This window comes from Tsuneonella troitsensis, from assembly GCF_001441535.1.
GTDB lineage: Bacteria > Pseudomonadota > Alphaproteobacteria > Sphingomonadales > Sphingomonadaceae > Tsuneonella > Tsuneonella troitsensis.
Genome location: NZ_LMAU01000004.1, coordinates 176,473 through 196,348, shown reverse-complemented (window position 1 = coordinate 196,348; position 19,876 = coordinate 176,473). Strand labels below are relative to the sequence as shown.

25 protein-coding genes are annotated in these 19,876 nt (G+C 66.0%); 11 read left to right on the top strand and 14 right to left on the bottom strand.

Translation table 11 applies throughout. The features are described from left to right. The first annotated feature begins 57 nt into the window (after positions 1 to 57). From AR323_RS10690 to AR323_RS10670, 5 genes are read left to right on the top strand one after another with little or no spacing between them, the layout of a single operon-like run. Complete coding sequence (locus tag AR323_RS10690) at positions 58 to 1,170, top strand: MlaE family ABC transporter permease (protein ID WP_057883960.1); 1,113 nt, start codon at positions 58 to 60, stop codon at positions 1,168 to 1,170. After that, the gene (locus AR323_RS10685) at positions 1,170 to 2,126 is read left to right on the top strand and encodes an ABC transporter ATP-binding protein (RefSeq protein WP_083495368.1); all 957 of its coding nucleotides are present in this window, start codon (positions 1,170 to 1,172) and stop codon (positions 2,124 to 2,126) included. The genes AR323_RS10690 and AR323_RS10685 overlap by 1 nt, the downstream gene beginning before the upstream one ends. Before the next feature lie 9 nt (positions 2,127 to 2,135). Beyond that, positions 2,136 to 3,101 carry an MlaD family protein gene (locus AR323_RS10680; RefSeq protein ID WP_057883959.1) on the top strand — a complete coding sequence of 322 codons (966 nt, stop codon included), beginning with the start codon at positions 2,136 to 2,138 and terminating at the stop codon, positions 3,099 to 3,101. Positions 3,102 to 3,120: 19 nt separating this feature from the next. Next, positions 3,121 to 3,708: an ABC-type transport auxiliary lipoprotein family protein gene (locus tag AR323_RS10675; protein ID WP_083495367.1), complete on the top strand. Its 588-nt coding sequence runs from the start codon at positions 3,121 to 3,123 to the stop codon at positions 3,706 to 3,708. A 36-nt stretch (positions 3,709 to 3,744) separates the two neighbouring features. Further along, entirely contained in the window at positions 3,745 to 4,080 is a 336-nt protein-coding gene (locus tag AR323_RS10670; protein ID WP_057883957.1) for a hypothetical protein, read from the top strand. 30 nt (positions 4,081 to 4,110) lie between these two features. On the opposite strand, the gene AR323_RS10665 is transcribed toward AR323_RS10670, so the two are convergent. The 10 genes from AR323_RS10665 to crcB all read right to left on the bottom strand — a co-directional run bounded on the left by AR323_RS10665 (position 4,111) and on the right by crcB (position 9,986). Continuing rightward, a complete protein-coding gene (locus tag AR323_RS10665; protein ID WP_200956699.1) occupies positions 4,111 to 4,791 on the bottom strand; it encodes an aquaporin in 681 nt (226 codons plus the stop codon). Then, the gene (locus tag AR323_RS10660; RefSeq protein WP_057883956.1) at positions 4,788 to 5,291 is read right to left on the bottom strand and encodes an arsenate reductase ArsC; all 504 of its coding nucleotides are present in this window, start codon (positions 5,289 to 5,291) and stop codon (positions 4,788 to 4,790) included. The genes AR323_RS10665 and AR323_RS10660 overlap by 4 nt, the downstream gene beginning before the upstream one ends. Further along, complete coding sequence (locus tag AR323_RS10655; protein ID WP_057883955.1) at positions 5,288 to 5,737, bottom strand: ArsI/CadI family heavy metal resistance metalloenzyme; 450 nt, start codon at positions 5,735 to 5,737, stop codon at positions 5,288 to 5,290. Before AR323_RS10655 ends, AR323_RS10660 begins: the two co-directional genes overlap by 4 nt. Continuing rightward, a complete protein-coding gene (locus AR323_RS10650) occupies positions 5,734 to 6,075 on the bottom strand; it encodes an ArsR/SmtB family transcription factor (protein ID WP_057883954.1) in 342 nt (113 codons plus the stop codon). Before AR323_RS10650 ends, AR323_RS10655 begins: the two co-directional genes overlap by 4 nt. A gap of 143 nt (positions 6,076 to 6,218) precedes the next feature. Continuing rightward, a complete protein-coding gene (locus tag AR323_RS10645) occupies positions 6,219 to 6,920 on the bottom strand; it encodes an ATP12 family chaperone protein (protein ID WP_057884120.1) in 702 nt (233 codons plus the stop codon). Then, positions 6,917 to 7,153 carry a hypothetical protein gene (locus AR323_RS10640; protein WP_057883953.1) on the bottom strand — a complete coding sequence of 79 codons (237 nt, stop codon included), beginning with the start codon at positions 7,151 to 7,153 and terminating at the stop codon, positions 6,917 to 6,919. The genes AR323_RS10645 and AR323_RS10640 overlap by 4 nt, the downstream gene beginning before the upstream one ends. Next, complete coding sequence (locus AR323_RS10635) at positions 7,146 to 7,796, bottom strand: HAD-IA family hydrolase (RefSeq protein WP_057883952.1); 651 nt, start codon at positions 7,794 to 7,796, stop codon at positions 7,146 to 7,148. Before AR323_RS10635 ends, AR323_RS10640 begins: the two co-directional genes overlap by 8 nt. Next, a complete protein-coding gene (locus AR323_RS10630; protein WP_057883951.1) occupies positions 7,793 to 8,404 on the bottom strand; it encodes an FMN-binding negative transcriptional regulator in 612 nt (203 codons plus the stop codon). Before AR323_RS10630 ends, AR323_RS10635 begins: the two co-directional genes overlap by 4 nt. Then, positions 8,404 to 9,585, bottom strand: a complete 1,182-nt coding sequence (locus AR323_RS10625; RefSeq protein WP_057883950.1) for an RluA family pseudouridine synthase — start codon at positions 9,583 to 9,585, stop codon at positions 8,404 to 8,406. The genes AR323_RS10630 and AR323_RS10625 overlap by 1 nt, the downstream gene beginning before the upstream one ends. Continuing rightward, positions 9,582 to 9,986 (bottom strand): fluoride efflux transporter CrcB, encoded by a 405-nt coding sequence (gene crcB / locus AR323_RS10620; RefSeq protein WP_057883949.1) that lies wholly within the window; start codon positions 9,984 to 9,986, stop codon positions 9,582 to 9,584. The genes AR323_RS10625 and crcB overlap by 4 nt, the downstream gene beginning before the upstream one ends. 198 nt (positions 9,987 to 10,184) lie before the next feature. On the opposite strand from crcB, the gene rpsU reads away from it, so the two are divergent. The 6 genes from rpsU (at position 10,185) to gatB (ending at position 16,169) form a co-directional block, all read left to right on the top strand. Next, a complete protein-coding gene (gene rpsU, locus AR323_RS10615; RefSeq protein ID WP_057883948.1) occupies positions 10,185 to 10,391 on the top strand; it encodes a 30S ribosomal protein S21 in 207 nt (68 codons plus the stop codon). Between the two features lie 104 nt (positions 10,392 to 10,495). Then, positions 10,496 to 11,095 (top strand): FKBP-type peptidyl-prolyl cis-trans isomerase, encoded by a 600-nt coding sequence (locus AR323_RS10610; RefSeq protein ID WP_057883947.1) that lies wholly within the window; start codon positions 10,496 to 10,498, stop codon positions 11,093 to 11,095. A gap of 85 nt (positions 11,096 to 11,180) precedes the next feature. After that, complete coding sequence (locus AR323_RS10605) at positions 11,181 to 12,875, top strand: DUF4153 domain-containing protein (protein WP_057883946.1); 1,695 nt, start codon at positions 11,181 to 11,183, stop codon at positions 12,873 to 12,875. Positions 12,876 to 12,884: 9 nt separating this feature from the next. After that, complete coding sequence (gatC, locus tag AR323_RS10600) at positions 12,885 to 13,187, top strand: Asp-tRNA(Asn)/Glu-tRNA(Gln) amidotransferase subunit GatC (RefSeq protein WP_057883945.1); 303 nt, start codon at positions 12,885 to 12,887, stop codon at positions 13,185 to 13,187. 1 nt (position 13,188) lies between these two features. Then, positions 13,189 to 14,673, top strand: a complete 1,485-nt coding sequence (gene gatA, locus AR323_RS10595) for an Asp-tRNA(Asn)/Glu-tRNA(Gln) amidotransferase subunit GatA (RefSeq protein WP_057883944.1) — start codon at positions 13,189 to 13,191, stop codon at positions 14,671 to 14,673. Then, the gene (gatB, locus tag AR323_RS10590; RefSeq protein ID WP_057884119.1) at positions 14,670 to 16,169 is read left to right on the top strand and encodes an Asp-tRNA(Asn)/Glu-tRNA(Gln) amidotransferase subunit GatB; all 1,500 of its coding nucleotides are present in this window, start codon (positions 14,670 to 14,672) and stop codon (positions 16,167 to 16,169) included. Before gatA ends, gatB begins: the two co-directional genes overlap by 4 nt. 24 nt (positions 16,170 to 16,193) lie before the next feature. Here gatB and AR323_RS10585 read toward each other — a convergent pair whose 3' ends face one another. From AR323_RS10585 to AR323_RS10570, 4 genes are all read right to left on the bottom strand, one after another. Beyond that, the gene (locus tag AR323_RS10585; RefSeq protein ID WP_083495366.1) at positions 16,194 to 17,066 is read right to left on the bottom strand and encodes a GGDEF domain-containing protein; all 873 of its coding nucleotides are present in this window, start codon (positions 17,064 to 17,066) and stop codon (positions 16,194 to 16,196) included. A 263-nt stretch (positions 17,067 to 17,329) separates the two neighbouring features. After that, a complete protein-coding gene (locus AR323_RS10580; RefSeq protein WP_235510557.1) occupies positions 17,330 to 17,977 on the bottom strand; it encodes a helix-turn-helix domain-containing protein in 648 nt (215 codons plus the stop codon). 74 nt (positions 17,978 to 18,051) lie between these two features. Continuing rightward, positions 18,052 to 18,957 carry an acyl-CoA thioesterase gene (locus tag AR323_RS10575; protein WP_057884118.1) on the bottom strand — a complete coding sequence of 302 codons (906 nt, stop codon included), beginning with the start codon at positions 18,955 to 18,957 and terminating at the stop codon, positions 18,052 to 18,054. Positions 18,958 to 18,990: 33 nt separating this feature from the next. Further along, positions 18,991 to 19,875 (bottom strand): hypothetical protein, encoded by an 885-nt coding sequence (locus AR323_RS10570; RefSeq protein ID WP_057883941.1) that lies wholly within the window; start codon positions 19,873 to 19,875, stop codon positions 18,991 to 18,993. Position 19,876: the final 1 nt, after the last annotated feature.

The following is a 19,876-nucleotide window of genomic DNA, read 5'->3' as shown; positions in this document are numbered from 1 at the left end:
CAGGGCTTCACGCATCCGCTTGTCGCGACGCGCTTTTCGCCCCATACGCGCCCCAGCATGAGCGATGGGGCAGAATTCGCGATCGAGGACGCAAAGGACGGGCGCCGCCTGGTGCTGTCCGGCAATTACCTCGTTTCCACGATCGGTGTCGCAGACGACGAACTGCGCGCGATCGAAGAGCCGATCAGCGAGATCGACCTCTCGGGCGTGCGCGAGATCGACACCGTCGGCGCGTGGGTCGCGCTGGGCCTGTCGCGCACCACCGGCGGCAAGATCGTGGGGGCGAGCAACCGCGCTGCCCGGCTGATCGGCGCGCTCGACGGGATCGAGGCGAGCGAGGGCAACCTGCATCCCGATCGGCCCGGCGCGGTCGCCCGCGTGCTCGAATCGACCGGCCAGCAGGTGGGCATCGCTCAGCGCGGAACGACCAAGGCGGTGGCCTTCATCGGACAGTTCATCGTCGCCACGGGATCGGTCATCCGCCATCCGCGGCGCTTCCGGACCACCGCCTTCGTCCGCCAGCTCGAACTGGTCGGCGTGTCGGCGCTCGGGATCATCGGCTTGATGAGCTTCCTGATCGGCATCGTCATCGCGCAGCAGGGCGCGGTCCAGCTCGCCCAGTTCGGCGCCGAGACGCTGACGGTGAACCTCGTCGGTCGCATAACCCTGCGCGAACTCGGCGTGTTGATGACCGCGATCATGGTCGCGGGCCGGTCCGGCAGCGCATTCGCCGCGCAGATCGGCACGATGAAGCTGACCGAAGAGATCGACGCGATGCGCACGATCGGCATCTCGCCGATGGAAGCGCTGGTGATCCCGCGCGTGCTGGCCGTCACGTTCATGATGATCCTGCTGGGTTTCTACTCGTCCGTCATGGCGATCATCGGCGGCGCGTTCGTCAGCGACCTTACGCTGGGCATCCCGTTTCTCACGTTCCTGGCCCGGGTCCAGGACGTCGTGCCGGCCTACGACCTTTACGTCGGGCTGGTGAAGGCCCCGGTGTTCGGCCTCATCGTCGGAATGACCGGCTGTTTCCAGGGCATGCAGGTCGAAGGCAATTCCGAAGAAGTCGGCAAGCGGACCACGAAGGCGGTCGTCGTGGCGATCTTCGCGGTGATCGTGCTCGACGCCTTCTTTGCGGTGTTCTTCACCAACATAGGGTGGGCGTGATGGCGGGGCAGGACATCGACCGGGCGGATGATCCCGTCGTCGATCCGGTCGCGGTCGAGGCATTCGGCGACCCCGACGTCAATCGCGCGTTCGAACGCTATCGCGGCAAGTATCCGATCGTCGTGAAGGACCTCAAGAACTGCTTCGGCGAGCAGGTCGTCCACGAAGGGCTTTCGCTCGAGGTCAATCGCGGCGAGATCATCGGCGTCGTCGGCGGATCGGGAACCGGCAAGTCGGTCCTGATGCGATCGATCATCGGGTTGCAGACACCCGACGAGGGCGAGATCGAGGTTTTCGGCCGTTCGATTACCCGCGGCAATCCGGAAGACGTCGTCGGCGTCCGCAATCGCTGGGGCGTGCTGTTCCAGGGCGGCGCGCTATTCTCGACCCTGACGGTGGGCGAGAACGTCGAAGTGCCCCTCAAGCAGTTCTACCCCGATATCCACCCGGCGCTGACGCGCGAGATCGCCCGGTACAAGATCATGCTGTCAGGCCTTCCCGAAGAGGCGGTCGCGAAGTATCCGAGCGAGCTTTCGGGCGGCATGAAGAAGCGCGCCGGCCTGGCCCGCGCGCTCGCGCTCGATCCCGAGCTTCTGTTCCTCGACGAGCCGACCGCGGGCCTCGACCCGATCGGCGCGGCGGCGTTCGACCGCTTGACCAAGGAACTGCAGGCGACGCTGGGGCTGACCGTTTTCCTCATCACCCACGACCTCGATACGCTGCACGAGATCTGCGACCGCGTGGCGGTGATCGCCGATCGCAAGGTGATCGCGGTCGATACCGTGCCCAACCTGATGAAGCTCGATCACCCGTGGATCCAGGAATACTTCAACGGGCCGCGCGGGCGCGCTGCACTTACCGCACAGGCACTCGACGAACTGCGCAAGCACATGGACAAGCCGATCGCGCTCAACGCCGTCAAAGCGTTGGACAAATCGGACGAGAAGAAGGCATAGGGCGGGCACATGGAAACCAGAGCCAATCATGTCTGGGTGGGTGCCGTCACGTTGGCCCTGCTCGTTGCGATCGCGCTCGCGATCGTGTGGCTCGTGGGCCTGAACAAGGGCGCGCAGAACGAATACGACATATTCTTCAAGCAGTCCGTCTCGGGTCTTGCCAAGGGGTCCGAAGTCAGCTTCGCGGGCGTCCCGTCGGGCCAAGTGAGCGAAATCCAGCTCTGGGCCAAGGATCCCGAGTTCGTGCGCGTGCGGGTCAAGGTGGACGAGGGCACGCCGATCCTCGTCGGCACCACCGCCACCATCCAGGGCTCGTTCACCGGGGTCTCGACTATCCTGCTCGAAGGCGCGCGTCGCGGTGCGCCGCCGATCACCTGCAACGGCGAGGGCATCGGCAAGACCGCTTGTCCCGAAGGCGTGCCGGTGATCCCGACCAAGCCCGGCGGCCTCGGCGAACTGCTCGCCAATGCGCCGCTGCTGCTCGAACGGCTGGCCACGCTGACCGAGCGGCTGACGCTAACGCTGTCGGACGAGAACCAGGCCTCGCTGCGCGGCATCCTCGCCAATTCGGAGCGGATGACCGGCGATCTGGCGCAGGCGACCCCGCAGGTGGAACGCACGATGGCCGAGCTTCAGGTGACCCTGCGCGAGGCGAGCGAGGCGCTCGACCAGTTCGAAAAAGTGACCGCATCGACCGACCGCCTACTCAATCAGGAAGGCCAGAACCTCGCCGCGCAGATGCGCGAGACGCTCAATTCGGCGGAGTCGGCGGCCAAGTCGCTCTCGGCCACGCTCGACGACGCGCGTCCCGCCGCCCGCCAGCTCAGCGAAAGCACGCTGCCCGCCGCCGAAGCGACCCTGCGCGACCTGCGCGAGACCAGCCGTTCGCTGCGCTCGGTCACCGAAAAGATAGAAACGCAGGGCGCGGGCGGCCTGATCGGCGGCCAGAAGCTGCCCGACTACAAGCCCAAGTGATTTGGCCGAAATGAGGCATATGATGACCACGACCCGGATCGCCCTTGCCTCCGCCGCCAGCCTGCTGCTGGCCGGCTGCATCAGTTTCGGCGCCAAGCCGCCCGAAAGCCTGCTCAGCCTCACCCCGACCTCCTCGGTCGCGGCCGGCACTGCGATCAATGGCGACGTTGCGCAGGCGATCCAGGTGGTCGAGCCAGAGGCGCCGGCCAAGCTCGCGGTCAACCGCGTGCCGGTGCAGATCGACGATACGCAGGTCGCCTATGTCGAGGATGCGGTCTGGGTCGACAAGCCCACGCGCCTGTTCCGCAAGCTGCTGGGCGAAACGATCCGGGCCCGGACCGGGCGACTTGTGATCGACCATGACGATCCGGCGTTGACGCCCACGAACCAGCTTCGCGGCAACCTGATCGATTTCGGCTACGACGCGCGCACCGCCAGCGTGGTGGTGACGTTCGACGCGGTGCGCGATACCAACGGCACCCAGGTCATGACCCGTCGCTTTTCGGCGACCGTTCCGGTGGTCACGCCCGAAGCCGGGCCGGTCGGCGCCGCGCTGAACCAGGCGGCGAACGATGTGGCGGGGCAAGTCGCCGACTGGGTGCGCTAGGTCCCGATGACCGACTGCCCCAAGTGTCGTGGACGAATGACGCAAGGGTACCTGTTCCTGCCCGATACCGGCGGACGGATTAAATGGATGGATGGCGCGCCCGGCTTCTGGAAAAGCATGATGGGAATCGGCGCGAAGTCCGCCGAGCTTACGTGCAAGAGGTGCGGATCCTGCGGCTTCGTGGAATTCTACGTCGATACCGATGCCAAGCCGGTCAAGACGCTGAAGGCGATCGACGACGAGAACGAGCGCCTGCGCAATCTGGTCACGAGGCTGCAGGAGCGCGTGGCCACTCTCGAGACGATCGCCACCGACCCGGCGGAACGCACCGCGCGCGCCATCGAGGACCTACGTTCGGCGCCGGACGACTAGCGACCGCGGTTCAAGGGCGGGCGAGCCGATCTAGCTCGCAGTCTCAGCTTTTTGAAATAGCCAGGAAGCCAGGATCGCCGCGACGGCTGCTCCCATCAACTGAGCGGCAATGAAAGCCGGAGCGTTGTGAGGGGCGATGCCGGCAAAGCTGTTGGTAAGGCTTCTTGCCACCGTGATCGCGGGGTTTGCGAAGCTTGTGGAACTCGTGAACCAGTATGCTGCAGTGATGTAGAGCGCGACGGCGGCGGCCACCGATCCTGTTCGATCGCGAACGGTGCCCAGAATGGTCAGGATCAAGCCGAAAGTCGCGATTCCCTCTCCCACCCATTGGCCGAGGCCCGTTCGCGCCTTGACCGAGAGTTGTAGCGTGGGGAGATCGAACATCAGGTGCGCGGCCCAGGCTCCCAAAATTCCGAAAGCGAATTGCGCACCGATATAACCGGATGCGTCCCGCCAGTTCAGCTCGCCGCGCGAAGCGACCACGATGGTCACCGCCGGGTTCATGTGCGCGCCGGAAATCGGCCCGAGCACGGTGATCAGCACGAACAATATCGCTCCGGTTGCCAGCGTATTGCCGAGCAGCGCGATCGCATCGTTACCTTGCGACAGGTTCGTCGCCATGATGCCCGAACCGATGACGCAGGCGAAGAGAAGGAACGAGCCGAGGCCTTCTGCCACCAGGCGTCGCGCCAGGGGCGGAGAGGTGGTCATGCCGCGCCTTCCATCTGGCCGATCTCGTGCAACTCCCGCTCCAATTCATCGTCCGCCATGGTTTCGAAGGGGAGCGCGAGGAACGCCTCGACGCGCTGGCGCAACAGGGTCCAGGTGCGCTGAAACGCCGCGTCCTCTGCCGCTTCGCCACCCGCTACCCCGGCCGGGTCGGCTAACCCCCAGTGCGTTCGAACGGCTTTGCCGGGGAATGCGGGGCATGCCTCACCTGCTGCGCTGCCACAGACGGTGACGACGATGTCAATGCGCGGTGCGTGGGGCGCGGCAAACTCATTCCAGCTTTTGGAGCGGAGGCCGGATGCATCTATCCCCTCGCGCCTCAGAAGCCGAAGAGCGCCGGGATTGACCGCGCCCGCCGGTTTGCTGCCAGCGCTGAACGCGCGCACCCGGCCTTTACCCAGTCGGTTGAACAACACTTCGCCCAGTATGCTGCGTGCCGAATTGCCGGTGCACAGGACCAGGACGTTAGGCGGCTCGCTCAAGCGACACCCGACGGGGCACAGCACTTCGCGGCTTCCGGTGCGCCCGCCAGCGTATCGAGCGCGGGGCTATCGCCGTAAACGGTCGCTTCGCCATTCGTGTGGAATGCTTCCCAGACCACGCCGTCCGGATCGGCGATCCAGCTTTTTTCCGACTTGGCGTAGCAGCAGGTGGTGGTCCCTTCATCGAGTACCGGGCGGTCGGCAGCCTTGAGCCGGCCATAGACCTCCGACAGTTCGTCCGGGCTTTCCGCCTGAATGCCGAGATGCTCGATCCCCTTGCGGGCGTGGTTGCCCGAGGAAATTGCGAAGTTGACCCGCGGATCGTCCAGCATCCACTTGGCGTAATCGTCTTTCACGACAGACGGCTCTGCCGCGAACAGCGTGGAGTAGAATCCGATCGACTGGTGGAGATCACTCACTCCCACATGCACATGCAGACGCTTCATGCCGACTTCCCTTCGATAACGGTGATTTCGCACGCGCTTTCGGCTTCGCAGCCGCTTCCCGCGCAACAGTTCTCTGTGAGGTAACCCAGCAGCGCATTCATCGCCGGATAGTTGGCGCGATAGATCAGCGAACGGTGCTGCCGCTCCTGCTCGATCAGGCCGGCGTTGCGCAACTGGGTGAGGTGAAAGGAAAGCGAGCTGTTCGGGATATCCAGAGCAGTTGCAATGGCACCCGCCGGCATGCCGCGATCGCCTGCTTGCACCAGTTGCCGGAAAACGGCCAGCCGATGCTCCTGAGCCAACGCGCCGAGCGCTTCGATCACGGATGCCGGTTCCATTTCGACTCACCTCACTTCGATGAGTCTAGAAATGACGCCCGGTTGCGGGTCGGTCAATCACATTTCGATAACGATGGAAATGAACTAGCGCCGCCATGTGTTCGCGTCGTGCTGGGACGCGAAACCGGCGGCATGCAGAGTGACTAAGTGTCTGCGATCGACCTCGCGAATTGCACCGCCAGCATGAAATCGGCCCGGCGCTTCTGACGCCTTGCTTCCGCAAGCGCATCGCTTCCCCAGAGCTCGACCTGCCATGCTTCTTCAAGTTCGGCGGCGGCCCACAACGCTTCGGCATCGGAGGCCGGATCGAGAGCAGAGAGGCCGACGCACAGCGAAGTGCTGAGCGAGGTCATCGCTTCCAGGGCGGCGAGGGTGAAGGGATCGAGCGCTTCGAGCCGGGTGCGCAGCGCGGCCAGCGTCGCTTCGGGTTGCTGCCGGTGGACGATGCCGCTGACCCGCTCCAGCCGCACGCCTTCGCGCGCCTCGAACGCGGTCACGATCGGCTCCCACACCGATTGCTGGCGTTTCCAAAGCGGCTCGTCCGGGTCGGCGCGATAGCACAGCGTGTCGGTCTCGGCGAAGCGCAGCAGCTTGTCGACCGTGTCATTGGGAGCATCGGCGACCTTGTCGATCGCGTAGTCCGCCATGTCGCGGCACTGGAACGCGCCCGCTTCGATCTCTTCGCCCTGCGCCGCCCATTCTTCCGCGAGCAGTTCCGCCAGCGCACGTGTGGGCACGACTTGCGGCGCGCCGCCGACTTGCGTGCGGATCGGTCGGCCGTCGAGCAGCACGCGCCACCCGCTGCCCAGATCCTCTACCGCGACGTCCTTCCAGAACCGCTTCATGCGGGCGGGGTCCGCCATTTGCGCGCGAGGACCAGCGGCATCAGGAAGACCTCTACCAGCCCCAACGGAATGAACACGTAGCCGACGACCCTGGGCAAATCGATCGCGCCGTTGACGATCAGGATGCCGATCAGGATCAGCGCCGCGCCGCTCAGCCGGATGACGTTGATCACCACAAAGCGGTTGCGCTCCTGCGCGGTCGGCGGGACGTGTTCGGGTGGGCGGCTAGCCATCGAGAAGTTCCTTCAGCCGGATCGTGTCGCCCGCAACCGCCTCGGCCCCTTCGGCGAGCAGTTCGGCGGCGGTGTGATAGCCCCATTCGACGCCGATCGCGCGAACCCCGGCGGCGCGCGCCATGGCGATGTCGAACGTCGTGTCGCCGATCATCACGGCCTGGTGCGTGGCGGCGCCGGCCTCGGCAAGCGCCGCCTCGAGCATGGCGGGATGCGGCTTGGAGGGATGCCGGTCGGCGGTCTGCAGGGATACGAACAGGTCTGCGATACCGTGTCCGGCAAGGCATGCGGCAAGGCCTCGGTCGGACTTGCCCGTCGCGACCGCCAGCGTCCACCCGTCGGCGGCAAGGGTGCGGAGGAGGGCGTCCATCCCTTCGAACAGCGGTTCTTCGAGCCGGCCTTCCTCGCGCGAGGCGCGGAAGGCGGCCTTGTATCCTTCGACGGCGGCGACCTGCCGCTCGGGCGGGGCGTCGGGCGCGAGATGGCGCACCGCCTGCGGCAGGCTGAGGCCGACGATCCGGCGCACATCGTGTCGTGCGGGGGCGGGGAGCCCGGCACTGGCGAACGCCAGTTCCATCGCCTCGCACACCGCCGCCTGTCCGTCGACCAGCGTTCCGTCGCAATCGAACACCGCCAGCTTCACGACACCAGCGTCCGCATGAGGTGGGCCAGCGCAGGGGCACCTGCCGCTTCGTGCCCGGTCGCGATCGTCTCGCGTTCGGTCGGCGACTTCTTTTGCGACAGCTTGATGGTCGGCCGCCAGGCGAGCACTTCCATCTCGAAACCCACGATGCCGCCATGTAGCTTTCGCCACAGGTCGGGCGGGGTTTCTTCCGAGCGCCAGCGGTCGCCGCCGGTCGCCTCGGCCAGCCGATCTTCCTGCTTGTCGATCAGCGCGTAGAGCAGGGCGTCGAGGCCCTCGCCGTCCATCTTGCGCACCCGACCTTCGAGTTCGAGCGCGACGTAGTCCCATGTCGGGACCGTCGCCCGGTCGGCGTACCACTTGGGCGAAACGTAGGCATCGGGTCCGTTGACCACTATCAGCGCAGTCTCGCCTTCGAGCCGCTTGGTGATGCCGTTACCGCGCGCGAGGTGGAACTGGATCGCGCCGTCTCCGGTCGAGAGCAGCGGTGTGTGCGCCACGCGCGGACCGTCGGGCGTGGTCAGAAAAACCATGCCGAAGCCGATCTCGTCGATCAGCGCCTCCAGCAGGGCGCGGTCCTCGCTGCGGAACAGCGGGTTGGGATGCATCAGCGCTTGGCCCCGCCCGGGGGAGGGGTGCCGGGTTTGGCGCCGCGCTTGCCGGACGGCTTCTTCTTCGGCGGGGTGTTGGCGTCGGCGCGCCCGCGACGGGTCGGTTTGCTCTTGCGGACCTGCTTGGCGTGCTGGCGGGCGGCCTGCTTCTTAGCCTCGCGCGTCGGGGGCGGCGGGCCCTCGGTGGGGGAGGCGTCGCTGAGGTTCACGTCGAAGCCGAGCTGGATCATCGTGGCCGCGAAATGATCGGGCAGGTCGGCGGTCACGTCGAGCTTCTGGCCGTTCGGGTGGTCGATGATCAGGCGGCGCGCGTGGAGGTGCATCTTGCGGCTGACGCTACCGGTCAGGAACGCCTCCTGCCCGCCGTACTTGCCGTCGCCGACGATGGGGTGGCCGATCGCGGCCATGTGGGCGCGAAGCTGGTGCGTGCGGCCGGTCAGCGGCTCGAGTTCCACCCAGGCGGCGCGGTTGCCCGCGCGATCGACCACGCGGTAGCGGGTCTTCGCGGGCTGGCCGTTCTCCTCGTCGACGTGCATCTTCTCGCCGCCGGTGCCGGGCTGCTTGGCAAGCGCCGCCTCGATCATGCCGTGATTGACGTCGGGGACCCCCGCGACGAGCGCCCAGTAGACCTTCTTCGCGCTGCGGCCCGAGAACCGCCGGGAAAAGAATGCCGCGCTGCCGGGTGTCCGGGCGACGAGCAGGACGCCCGAGGTGTCCTTGTCGAGACGATGGACGAGCCGCGGGCGCGGATCGCCTTCCTTCATGTAGGCGTCGAGCAGGCCGTCGACGTGGCTGGTCGTCTTGGTGCCGCCCTGGGTCGCGAGGCCCGGCGGCTTGTTGAGCACGATCGCCGCGGGGGTCTGGACGATGACCATCGATTCGGCGGTGGCCATTTCCTCTTCGGACAGTTCGCGGGTCTTGGGCGCCGCCTTGGACTTGGGCAGTTCTCCGCCCGGCGGTACGCGCAGGACCTGCCCGGTGGCCAGGCGGTCTTCGGGTTTGGCGCGCTTGCCGTCCACGCGGATCTGCCCGGTGCGGGCCCAGCGGCTGACCGTCGCGAAGCCGACTTGCGGGAGATGCCGCTTGAACCAGCGATCCAGCCGCACACCGTCGTCGTCTTCTCCGACAGTGAACTGGCGGACGTTTGCGGTTGCAGGAGTGGTCTCGGGCGCGGTCATGCCAGCCTCATCGCGATAAGGCCGATATAGAGGCCGGTGAGGCCCGCGAGCACCGAAATCGCGGCATAGGACAGGGCTGTGCCCGCCTGGCCTCGCTCGATCAGCAGCATCAGTTCGAGGCTGAACGCGGAAAACGTCGTGAAGCCGCCCAGCAACCCCACGCCTAGCAGCAGGCGCGCGGTCTCGCCGCCGCTGCCGAACTTCGCCAGCCGTCCCGCCAGCACCCCCATCGCGAGGCTGCCGGTCACGTTGACGGCCAGGGTCGCCCAGGGAAATCCGGACATGGCGGCAGGGCCGAAGGCATGCGACATCCCGCGTCCGACCTGATAGCGCAAGACCGCGCCGGCTCCGCCTCCGGCAAAGACGAGTGCGCTCGCGGCAAGGGGAGAGGGTTGGCTCATGCCGCGCGCCCTAGCCGCTGGACGTGCCTATGCAAAGTGTCGCCCGCACTTGCAGAATCGCATCACCCGCGTTAAGGGCGCCCCGGTTCGGTGCCTGCCGGGAACGGAAGCGCCGCTTTTTTCGTATGATTTCAAAGGGCGATATCCCGCCGAATGTAGCGGGCTCTGGGCTTTTTGCTGTGAGGTGTTGGACTTTTTATGCAGATCATCGTTCGCGATAACAATGTCGACCAGGCCCTCCGCGCGCTCAAGAAGAAGCTGCAGCGCGAAGGCGTCTATCGCGAGATGAAGCTGCGCCGCCACTACGAGAAGCCGAGCGAGAAGCGCGCCCGCGAAAAGGCTGCCGCCGTGCGCCGCGCCCGCAAGCTCGAGCGCAAGCGGGTGGAGCGCGACGGGGGCAAGTAAGCCCTACTTGCACCAGCCACAGCACTAAGGCATCGGGGCGCGGAGCAATCCGCGCCTCTTGTCGTTTTTGGCCCGAGTTCGGGCCGCCGTTTCAGGATCCCCGCATGACCGAGATCACCCGCGTACCCCTTCAGCCGATCGCCAAGGGATCGCTGATCAAGCTCTGGCTCGGCGTGATCGCCGCGGTCCTGCTGGGCGCCGGGATCGCCTGGGCCAGCGTGCCAGCAGGCGTGGAAGTGGACACGATCACCGAAGGTGCCGGGCCGACCCCGGGGCCGAGCGACGTGGTCTTCATCAAGTATGTGGGCAAGCTGGCGGATGGGACCGAGTTCGACCGGTCGCAGCAACTGCCGTTCCCGACGAACGGCATCATCCCCGACGGGATGCCGATGCAGGTATCGGGCGTGGTCCCCGGATTTGCCGAGGGCCTTCAGCAGATGCAGAAGGGCGGAAAGTACACCCTGCGTATCCCCGCCGACAAGGGATACGGCGCCACGCCGCCTCCCGGTGCGCCGATCCCGCCGAACGCCGACCTCGTCTTCGAGGTCGAGATGATCGATTTCATGAGCGAGGAAGACGCCCAGCGCCGTTTCCAGGTTCTCCAGCAGATGATGCAGGGCCAGCAGGGGCAGGGCGGGGCGCCGCAAGGACCCGGCGGCGGTGCTCCCGGTGATCCGCAAGCTGCGCCTGCCGCGCCGCAATAGGCGCTTTTCATCGAGTTCTCATCGATTGCTCATGGCTTCCCCGCGGGGTTAGGCTAGCCCTCGTCGCGAAAGCGAGGGGGTGAGCATGAGCGAACAGCACGGCGAACATGGCGAGTGGCCGCTGCGGCCATGGGTCCTGGCGGGTCTGCTCGGATTCGCCGGCCTGATGATCTACCTGTTCGCGGGCGAGGCCGGGCCGGACACGCGGGTCGGCTGGAGGGCCGCCGCGGCGGCTTTCTTCTTCTTCGGCGGGATCGCGCTGGCCTTCACGCTCGACCGCGATCGGTGGCGCGGCCCGGCCATCTTCGCCGGACTTGCCGGTCTGGTCATGGCGGGTCTTGCCTGGCGCGCGGTTGGCGCGGGCGATTCGCTTCCCGATCCGGAATACGGCTTCATGGCGGGCGTCATCGCCACCGGCCTTGCATTGCCGCTGTTTCAGGCAGGCTTCCATCGCACCCGGTGGGCGACACCGTACCGCGCTATCCATCACCACGTCTGGACCGATGCGATCTGCGCGGCGGGAAGCCTGGCGTTCGTTGGGGCGTCCTGGCTTTTACTGCTGCTCCTCAGCGAGCTGTTCCGGCTGCTCAAGATCGACCTGCTGCGCGACCTGATCGACAACGCGTGGTTCGGCTGGACCTGGTCGGGGGCCGCGTTCGGCGCGGCCCTGGGGGTTCTGCGGAACGAGATCGGCATCCTGTCGACGTTGAAGCGGGTGGTGATGGTCGTGCTGTCGATTCTTGCGGTGCCACTTGCGGTCGGGCTTCTGCTCTTCCTCGTCGCCATGGTCCTTTCGGGTCCGGAGGTCTTGTGGGCGGCGACGCGGAACGCGACCCCGATCCTGCTGCTCTGCGCTGCCGGTGCCTGGGTGCTGGCCAACGCCATCGTCCGCGACGACGATGCGGAAATCAGCGCAAACCGCCTGTTGCGCGCCGCCGCGCTGGTGCTGACCCTGGTCGTACTGCCGCTGACGGTGTTCGCCGCGATTTCGCTCGGCACCCGCGTCTCGCAGCACGGGCTCAGCCCCGAACGGCTCTGGGGCCTGGTCGCGATTGCCGTGGCCACCGCATACGGACTCGCCTGGTTCGTCGGGGTTTTGCGTGGCTGGCGGAGCGGCGGCTGGCGCGAGAACGTGCGCCGCGCGAACCTGCACCTGGCAGTGGTGATCAGCGGCGTGGCCTTGCTGCTCGCGTTGCCGATCCTCGATTTCGGCGCGATCAGTACCCGCGACCAACTGGCCCGGCTCGAGCGGGGAAAAGTCGACGCGAAGGATTTCGACTATTCGGCCCTGCGGTGGGACTTCGGCGACGCAGGTCGGCGCGCCTTGGCGCGACTGGAACGAAGCGACGACCGGGAAGTGGCAAAGCTCGCGGGTGAAGCAATGCGACAGACCTCGCGGGTCTGGCCGGGTAGCCCGTCGCCCGCCGAAATGGACTTGCGGGTCCAACCCGCCGACCCGGCGCTCGAGCGAATGGCACGCGACTGGCTTCGGCAGAACCCCTGGGCGTGTTCGGAGACTTGCGTCGTGCTCGAACTCGGCGACGCGCCGGCTGGCAAGCGGCGAGTGGCCGTGATCAACGGCCCCGGATATCAGGAAATTCTCCTGCCGAGCGAAGGTCGCGCAATCGAAATGGCCCCGGCCCAACCTGCGGTCACCCTTCGACCCGACAGCAAGGTGGAGCTCCGCACATTTGAGCGACGCTACATCACCGTGGACAGCGTGCCGATCGGACAGCCGATCGACGACAGCCGGGTTGTAGCGCCGCGCCCGCCTCGCTAGGGCGCGGGCATGTCCGTCACCCACGAAACAGTGGCCAAGATCGCCAACCTCGCGCGCATCCGCATGGATGACGCCGAGATTGCGAAGCTCGTGCCCGAATTCAACAACATCCTTGCCTGGGTCGAACAGCTCGGCGAGGTCGACACCAGCGGCGTCGAACCGATGACCGCGGTGATCGAAAACCACCTGCGCCTGCGCGACGACGTGATCGACGCCGATCCGCTGACCGGCGGCGGCGTGCGCGACGCGGTGCTGGCGAATGCTCCCGCGGCCGAGCACGGCTTTTTCGGCGTCCCGAAGGTGATCGAATAGCATGACAGACCTCACCGAACTGGGCGTCAAGGCGATCCGCGACGGCGTCGCCGCGGGCGATTTCTCCGCTCGTGAAGTGGCCGAGGCGTTCAACGCGAATGTCGAAGCAGCGCAGCAGGCTCTCAACGCGTTCATCGTCGCCACGCCCGAAAAGGCGATTGAGGCGGCGAGCGCGGTCGATGCCGCCCGCGCCAAGGGCGAAGCGCTCGGCAAGATGGCCGGCGTGCCGATCGGCATGAAGGACCTGTTCGCCACCAAGGGCGTGCAGACCACCGCGGCAAGCCACATCCTCGAAGGCTTCGTGCCCGAATACGAAAGCACCGTGTCCGCCAACCTGTGGAAAGCGGGCGCGGGGATGCTGGGCAAGCTGAACCTCGACCAGTTCGCGATGGGTTCGTCGAACGAGACGAGCTATTTCGGCAACGTCATCTCGCCGTGGCGAAAGGCCGGTAGCAATGCCGCGCTCGCACCCGGCGGCTCCTCGGGCGGCAGTTCCGCGGCGATCGCGGCGCGGCTGTGTCCGGCAGCGACCGGGACGGACACCGGCGGCTCGATCCGCCAGCCGGCTGCGTTCGTGGGCATCAGCGGCATCAAGCCGACCTATGGCCGGTGCAGCCGGTGGGGCGTGGTGGCTTTCGCCAGCAGCCTCGACCAGGCCGGACCGATGGCCCGCGATGTGACCGACTGCGCGATCATGCTCGAAGCGATGGCCGGGTTCGACCCCAAGGATTCGACCAGCCTGAACCTGCCGGTGCCGCAGTGGGAAGCCGGGCTGAACGCCGATCTGCGGGGCAAGAAGGTCGGCATCCCGCGCGAATACCGGATGGACGGGACCGATCCCGAAATCCTCGCCAGTTGGGATCGCGGGATCGAATGGCTGAAGGATGCCGGCGCCGAGATCGTCGACGTGAGCCTGCCGCACACCAAGTATGCGCTGCCCGCGTACTACATCGTCGCGCCGGCGGAAGCGTCGAGCAACCTCGCGCGCTACGACGGTGTGCGATACGGCCTGCGCGACCTGCCCGAGGGCGCGGGTCTGCAGGACATGTATGCCGCCACCCGCGCCGCCGGTTTCGGCGACGAGGTCAAGCGCCGCATTATGATCGGCACCTACGTGCTGAGCGCGGGCTTCTACGACGCCTACTACAACCAGGCCCAGCGCGTCCGCACGCTGATCGCGAACGATTTCAAGGCGGCATTCGAGCTGTGCGACGTGATCCTCGCGCCGACGACGCCGACCGCCAGCTTCCCGCTGGGCGACAAGGTGGACGATCCGCTGGCGATGTACCTGAACGACGTGTTCGCCGTACCCGCGAGCCTCGCCGGCCTGCCGGCGATGAGCGTACCGTGGGGCCTGAATAGCGATGGGCTGCCGCTGGGCTTGCAGATCATCGGCCGCGCTTTCGACGAACAGGGCGTGCTGAATGCAGGCCTGGCGATCGAGAGCCGCGCCATGTTCAACGCCAAGCCGGAGAAGTGGTGGTGACTTCGTACCGCATCCAGGGCGCAACCGGCGAATGGGAGGTCGTGATCGGCCTCGAAGTCCACGCGCAGGTCACCTCCAACGCCAAGCTGTTTTCCGGCGCGGCGACCGCGTTCGGTGCGGAGCCGAACAGCCAGGTCTCCCTCGTCGATGCGGCGATGCCGGGGATGCTGCCGGTGCCCAATCGCGAGTGCATCCGGCAGGCCGTGCGCACGGGCATGGCGATCGAGGCGCAGATCAACGCGTGGAGCCGGTTCGACCGGAAGAACTACTTCTACGCCGACCTGCCGCAAGGCTACCAGATCAGCCAGCTCTACCACCCCCTCGTGGGCGAAGGTTCCTTGACCATCGAGGCGGACGAGAAGGCCGGAATCCCGGAAGACAAGGTCATCGGCATCGAGCGAATCCACGTCGAGCAGGACGCGGGCAAGCTGATGCACGACCAGCATCCGTCGATGTCCTACGTCGATCTCAACCGCAGCGGCGTGGCGCTGATGGAAATCGTCAGCAAGCCCGACATGCGTTCGCCCGCAGAGGCCGGGGCCTACATGCGCAAGCTGCGCGCGATCCTGCGCTATGTCGGATCGTGCGACGGGAACATGGAGGAAGGCTCGATGCGCGCCGACGTGAACGTGTCGGTTCGCCGAGTTGGCGATGAATTCGGCACCCGAACGGAGACGAAAAACGTCAATTCCGTGCGTTTCGTCATGCAGACGATCGAGCACGAGGCGCGCCGCCAGGTCGACCTGATCGAAGACGGCGGCACCGTCGTGCAGGAGACCCGGCTGTTCGATCCCGGCACTGGCACGACGCGCTCGATGCGGTCGAAGGAAGACGCGCACGACTATCGCTACTTCCCCGATCCGGACCTGCTGCCGCTCGAACTGGACGAGGCATTCCTGGACGAATGCCGCGCGTCGCTGCCCGAACTGCCGGACGCGAAGCGCCGCCGCTATGTCGAGGGGCTCTGCCTGTCGGACTACAACGCGCGCGAGCTGACTGCCGAAGTCGAGACGTTTGCCCGGTTCGAACAGCTTCTGGCCGAGACTGCCACCAAGCTGGAAAAGAGCGAAACGGAGGTCGCGACCCAGGTCGCCAACTGGTCGCTGTCGGTGGCGCCGGGCGTGATGAACGCTCTCGGCAACGAGGCAAACCCGGCTCATGCCACGGCGAGCGCCCAGGCCGCGATTCTTGGAATGCAGGCCGCAGGCGACATTTCGGGCGGACAGGCGAAGGAAATCTTCGAGATCGTCCTGAAAACGGGCCGCGATCCGCAGGAAATCGCCGAAACCGAAGGCCTCAAGCAGCAGTCGGATACCGGTGCGATCGAGGCGGTGATCGACGACGTGCTCGCCGCGAATGCGGACAAGGTGGCCGAATATCGCGGCGGGAAGGATAAATTGTTCGGCTTTTTCGTCGGCCAGACGATGAAGGCCATGCAGGGCAAGGGCAACCCGGCCGTGGTCAATCAACTCCTCAAGGCAAAGCTGGACGGCTGACGGGCATCGGCCGCGCCTCTGGTATCAGTGCCAGCGACGCGACCGCTCCACACGGTTCCGTCCGCGCGACTTGGCGGAAATCAGCGCCAGCTCAGCCTCGCGCAGAGTGGCATCGGCCGAGATTGCAAACCGGGCGACGCCCGCGCTCGCGGTCAGGCGCTGCGTGCCGGCGCCATCATTCAGTTCGGCCATCGCCGCGACGACCCGCGAGCAGGCGGCGTCGGCATCAGCCGCGTCCACATCGGGCAGCAGGACGCCGAACGTGCCGCCTCCGATCCGGCTGAGGATGTCGTCGGCGCGCAGCAGCCCCTGCAGGAGCCGCGCAAAGGCGACGAGGACGCGGTCGCCTCCACTATGTCCGTGCTGCAGGTTGATCGTCCTGAAGTGATCGAGATCGAATAGGGCGATGTGTCCGCGAGCGCCGCTGTCGACGAGGTGACCGAGCATTCGAACGAACGCTTCGCGATTGGTCAGGCGGGTGAGGGGGTCTGTCATCGCCGCAACAAACAGCCGATCTTCAAGCGCACGCCTATCCTCGATCGAGCGGAGAAGGCCGAGCGCGCCCGACCGTTGCGGCAGGGCCCCTAGTTTCAGTTCCATCCAGCGATGCCCGCCATCCCGCAAGAGCGCGCGGACCTCCAGCCAGTTGCACCCGTCCCTTCCGGCGACTGCGGCGGCGTGCTCCGCCAGCACCGCCTCCCCGCAGGAAGGATGAAGGAAGTCCAGCAAATGGCATCCGATCGGATCTTGCGGAAAGGAAAGGCCAAGTTCCTCTGTCGCGGGCGTCGCGTGAACGATGCGACCCGCCCTGTCGGTCTTGAGTACAAGATCGGTCGGGCTATCCGCCACAAGCCGATATAGTGCCGAGGCTTCCCCCGGCGAAATTGTGCCCCACATACTGCCCGACGCCCCTGTCCGGCGCATTTCGAATCGGTCATTGCCCAATGCGAAAAACTAACGTTGCCCCGAATGCATCAGTATAGACTAACGCATTCAATCGATCGGAGTATGTTAACTCCGGATTGGCCAGTAGATCACGTTAGTTTAATCGTTAGCTTGAGATAACGACTTCAAGCGATTCAACGAACGTGATCTATTAACCACGTTCAACTTTGCCAATTGTGGATAACTTGCAAGTCAAAATTGCAGAACGATCAGTCCTACAGTTCGATCATGATCCGCACGCGTGACGGCTCAACGCCATAGGCCGCTGCGATCTGGCGGCGTCCGTGTTCGACCGCTTCGACCGGACCCGATTTCGCGGGTTCGAGCCCGCCGGGGGTGACGCCCAGCGCCTCCGCCAGTGCAGACAGGCGGCGTTCTACCGGGCGCGCCTTGCCGTGTTCCCATGCCCAGACGGTCGGCTTGCTGACGCCCAGGCGGTCGGCCACTTCGGCGAGCGACAGGCCCCGCTCGGTGCGGAGGCGATGAAGACGGGCGCCGAAGCCTTCACTCAGCGGCAAGGCCTCGCCTTCCGGCGTGCGAACGGCGCCCCGTAGCTGGGCTGCGCTCAGCGCGGCGGGCGGCAGGGGATCGTTGAACCGGCAGCCATGCATGGGTCCGTCGACCCATATGACGGTTGCGCCGCGTTCACCCGCCTCGGGGATATCGACCGAAATCGCTTCGCCCTCGGCCAATGGATCGTCGCATTCGACGAGCATCCCGGTGGCCGATATATTGTGCACGGTCGCCGTGCCCGACTGTCCTCCGGCGAATTTCCCGCTGACCCCCAGTCGCAACGTACGGCGCGGCGCCCCGCGGTCGTCGCCCTGTTCTTCGTCGGTGTCGAAACGTGCTTCGATAGACAAGTGGATGCGCTCCCGTTTTGTTCGGAGCGACGTTCGTTCATCGGGGTTAAGACCCGGTTAGCTTCTGGGCGATTCTATCGTGCGCGCGGCTCGGTCCGCCGGATCATGCCTTCTTGTGCCACGCTGGCCACCAGTCTTCCGTCCTGGAAGATCTGCCCGCGGTTGAATCCGCGACTGCCGCCAGACCACGGGCTGTCGCACGTGTAGAGCAGCCATTCGTCGGCCCGGAACGGTGCATGGAACCAGATCGCGTGATCGAGGCTGGCGCTCTTCACCTCGCCCCGCATCCACGAAAGTCCGTGCGGCATCACCGAAGTGCCGAGAAGTTGCATGTCGCTGAGATAGGCGAGGACCGCGCGGTGGACCCGCGGATCGTCGGGCAACCGGCTGCGGGCGCGGAACCAAGAATGCTGAACGGGTTCCTGCGCGCCTTCGGCCAGCCAGTGCCGACCGGTAGCTGCGCGCACCTCTATCGGACGGGGTTCGTTGAAAAAGGCGCGCACCCGCTCGGGCAGGGTCGGGGCGATCTCGGCGCGCAATTCCTCGTCGGAGCGGAGTTCTTCGGGTGCCGGCACCTTGGGCGGCACGGCCCGCTCGTGCTCCAGTCCCGGCTGATGCTTCTGAAAGCTGGCGGCGAGGTTCAGGATCGGCTGCATCGATCCATCGGCGCCCGGCTGGCTGGCCACTACCCGGCGGTTCGAAAAACTGCCGCCGTCGAGCTGCCGATCGACCGCCAGTTCGATGGGGTGATCTTCATTTCCGCCGCGCAGGAAATAGGCATGAAGCGAGTGCGCCGCGCGATCGTCGTCGACGGTTCGCTCGGCGGCTATGAGCGCCTGGGCGATGACCTGCCCGCCGAATACCCGGCCAACGCCGCCTCTCTTGCGCGGCCCCTCGAAGCGGTCATCGCCAAGCGGGGCGGGATCGAGAAGGGCGACGAGGTCGGCGATCAGCTGCTGGGAATTGGGCGTTTCGGTCATGGCCGAGCGCACTGCGGCAGCTTTACGCGGGAGTCAACTCGCCGAATTTCGAGTGGAGAACAATCGTCGCCACGCGCGCCATGCCAGCGCCTTGCCGCGATTGCGGGCCGGAAACCTTCCGGGAGGGCGGGGCGACCAACCCCACCTCCGCAGCTTCGCGTTCCAGCAGCGGGCGTCGGCCTCTTCGAAGGACCAGTCGCTACGCCAGGTGATCGACAGCGAGATCGAACTTCCGGGTCCGTTCCTTACGAAATGCGGCGCCATGACCGGGACCATCAGGGCCTGGCCGGGCCCGATCGCAAGTTCCGTTCCGCCGTCAGCGAGCTCATCCCGCCAGGTCAGTTCGCGCGGACCGCCTGTGTGGTAGCTTTCGTGCGTCGTGTCGGGTGCGAAGCGATCGTCGCCAGCCGGGAACTGGGTCATCGTCTTGGTGCCGACCAGTTGCAGAAGAATGTTGTGCTCCGGATCGAAGTGGTAAGGCGTCACCGCGTCGGGACTGGAGATGAACACATAGCCTTGCGGCCGCAGCATTGCGCCGGTCTTTGCCTCGATCACCGGTTTCAGTTCGTCGAGCAGGGCGAGCAGCAGCCCTTGGTATTCCGGGACCTGCTCGATATTCTTGAGGACGGCCCAGGAATTGGCGGTTGCTATGTGATGAATCGTGTCCTCGATGGAAACGCCGGTTCCGCCGGGTTTTCCGTCGACGCCGATCGGCAGATCGCCCCTGTTATATTCGATCGACCGCTCGGGCAGTTTGCCAGCCAGCACGGCGAGAGCATCGAGCGACAGCAGAGGATTGTCGCGCAGCCGATGTTCGATCACGCGCGGCGTTTCGGGATAGGCGGCTGCAAAGGCACATCGCGCGGCGGGTCCGAAGACCGCCGAATCGAGAGCGGTAAATCCGGTGCGAGCGTCCATG

Bases quoted from the DNA above. Each gene is read 5' to 3' on its own strand.
- AR323_RS10690 (WP_057883960.1), top strand. From the start codon at position 58: ATGAGCGATGGGGCAGAATTCGCGATCGAGGACGCAAAGGACGGGCGC.
- AR323_RS10685 (WP_083495368.1), top strand. From the start codon at position 1,170: ATGGCGGGGCAGGACATCGACCGGGCGGATGATCCCGTCGTCGATCCG.
- AR323_RS10680 (WP_057883959.1), top strand. From the start codon at position 2,136: ATGGAAACCAGAGCCAATCATGTCTGGGTGGGTGCCGTCACGTTGGCC.
- AR323_RS10675 (WP_083495367.1), top strand. From the start codon at position 3,121: ATGATGACCACGACCCGGATCGCCCTTGCCTCCGCCGCCAGCCTGCTG.
- AR323_RS10670 (WP_057883957.1), top strand. From the start codon at position 3,745: ATGACGCAAGGGTACCTGTTCCTGCCCGATACCGGCGGACGGATTAAA.
- AR323_RS10665 (WP_200956699.1), bottom strand. From the start codon at position 4,791: ATGACCACCTCTCCGCCCCTGGCGCGACGCCTGGTGGCAGAAGGCCTC.
- AR323_RS10655 (WP_057883955.1), bottom strand. From the start codon at position 5,737: ATGAAGCGTCTGCATGTGCATGTGGGAGTGAGTGATCTCCACCAGTCG.
- AR323_RS10650 (WP_057883954.1), bottom strand. From the start codon at position 6,075: ATGGAACCGGCATCCGTGATCGAAGCGCTCGGCGCGTTGGCTCAGGAG.
- AR323_RS10645 (WP_057884120.1), bottom strand. From the start codon at position 6,920: ATGAAGCGGTTCTGGAAGGACGTCGCGGTAGAGGATCTGGGCAGCGGG.
- AR323_RS10640 (WP_057883953.1), bottom strand. From the start codon at position 7,153: ATGGCTAGCCGCCCACCCGAACACGTCCCGCCGACCGCGCAGGAGCGC.
- AR323_RS10630 (WP_057883951.1), bottom strand. From the start codon at position 8,404: ATGCATCCCAACCCGCTGTTCCGCAGCGAGGACCGCGCCCTGCTGGAG.
- AR323_RS10625 (WP_057883950.1), bottom strand. From the start codon at position 9,585: ATGACCGCGCCCGAGACCACTCCTGCAACCGCAAACGTCCGCCAGTTC.
- crcB (WP_057883949.1), bottom strand. From the start codon at position 9,986: ATGAGCCAACCCTCTCCCCTTGCCGCGAGCGCACTCGTCTTTGCCGGA.
- rpsU (WP_057883948.1), top strand. From the start codon at position 10,185: ATGCAGATCATCGTTCGCGATAACAATGTCGACCAGGCCCTCCGCGCG.
- AR323_RS10610 (WP_057883947.1), top strand. From the start codon at position 10,496: ATGACCGAGATCACCCGCGTACCCCTTCAGCCGATCGCCAAGGGATCG.
- AR323_RS10605 (WP_057883946.1), top strand. From the start codon at position 11,181: ATGAGCGAACAGCACGGCGAACATGGCGAGTGGCCGCTGCGGCCATGG.
- gatC (WP_057883945.1), top strand. From the start codon at position 12,885: ATGTCCGTCACCCACGAAACAGTGGCCAAGATCGCCAACCTCGCGCGC.
- gatA (WP_057883944.1), top strand. From the start codon at position 13,189: ATGACAGACCTCACCGAACTGGGCGTCAAGGCGATCCGCGACGGCGTC.
- AR323_RS10585 (WP_083495366.1), bottom strand. From the start codon at position 17,066: ATGTGGGGCACAATTTCGCCGGGGGAAGCCTCGGCACTATATCGGCTT.
- AR323_RS10575 (WP_057884118.1), bottom strand. From the start codon at position 18,957: ATGACCGAAACGCCCAATTCCCAGCAGCTGATCGCCGACCTCGTCGCC.
- AR323_RS10570 (WP_057883941.1), bottom strand. From the start codon at position 19,875: ATGGACGCTCGCACCGGATTTACCGCTCTCGATTCGGCGGTCTTCGGA.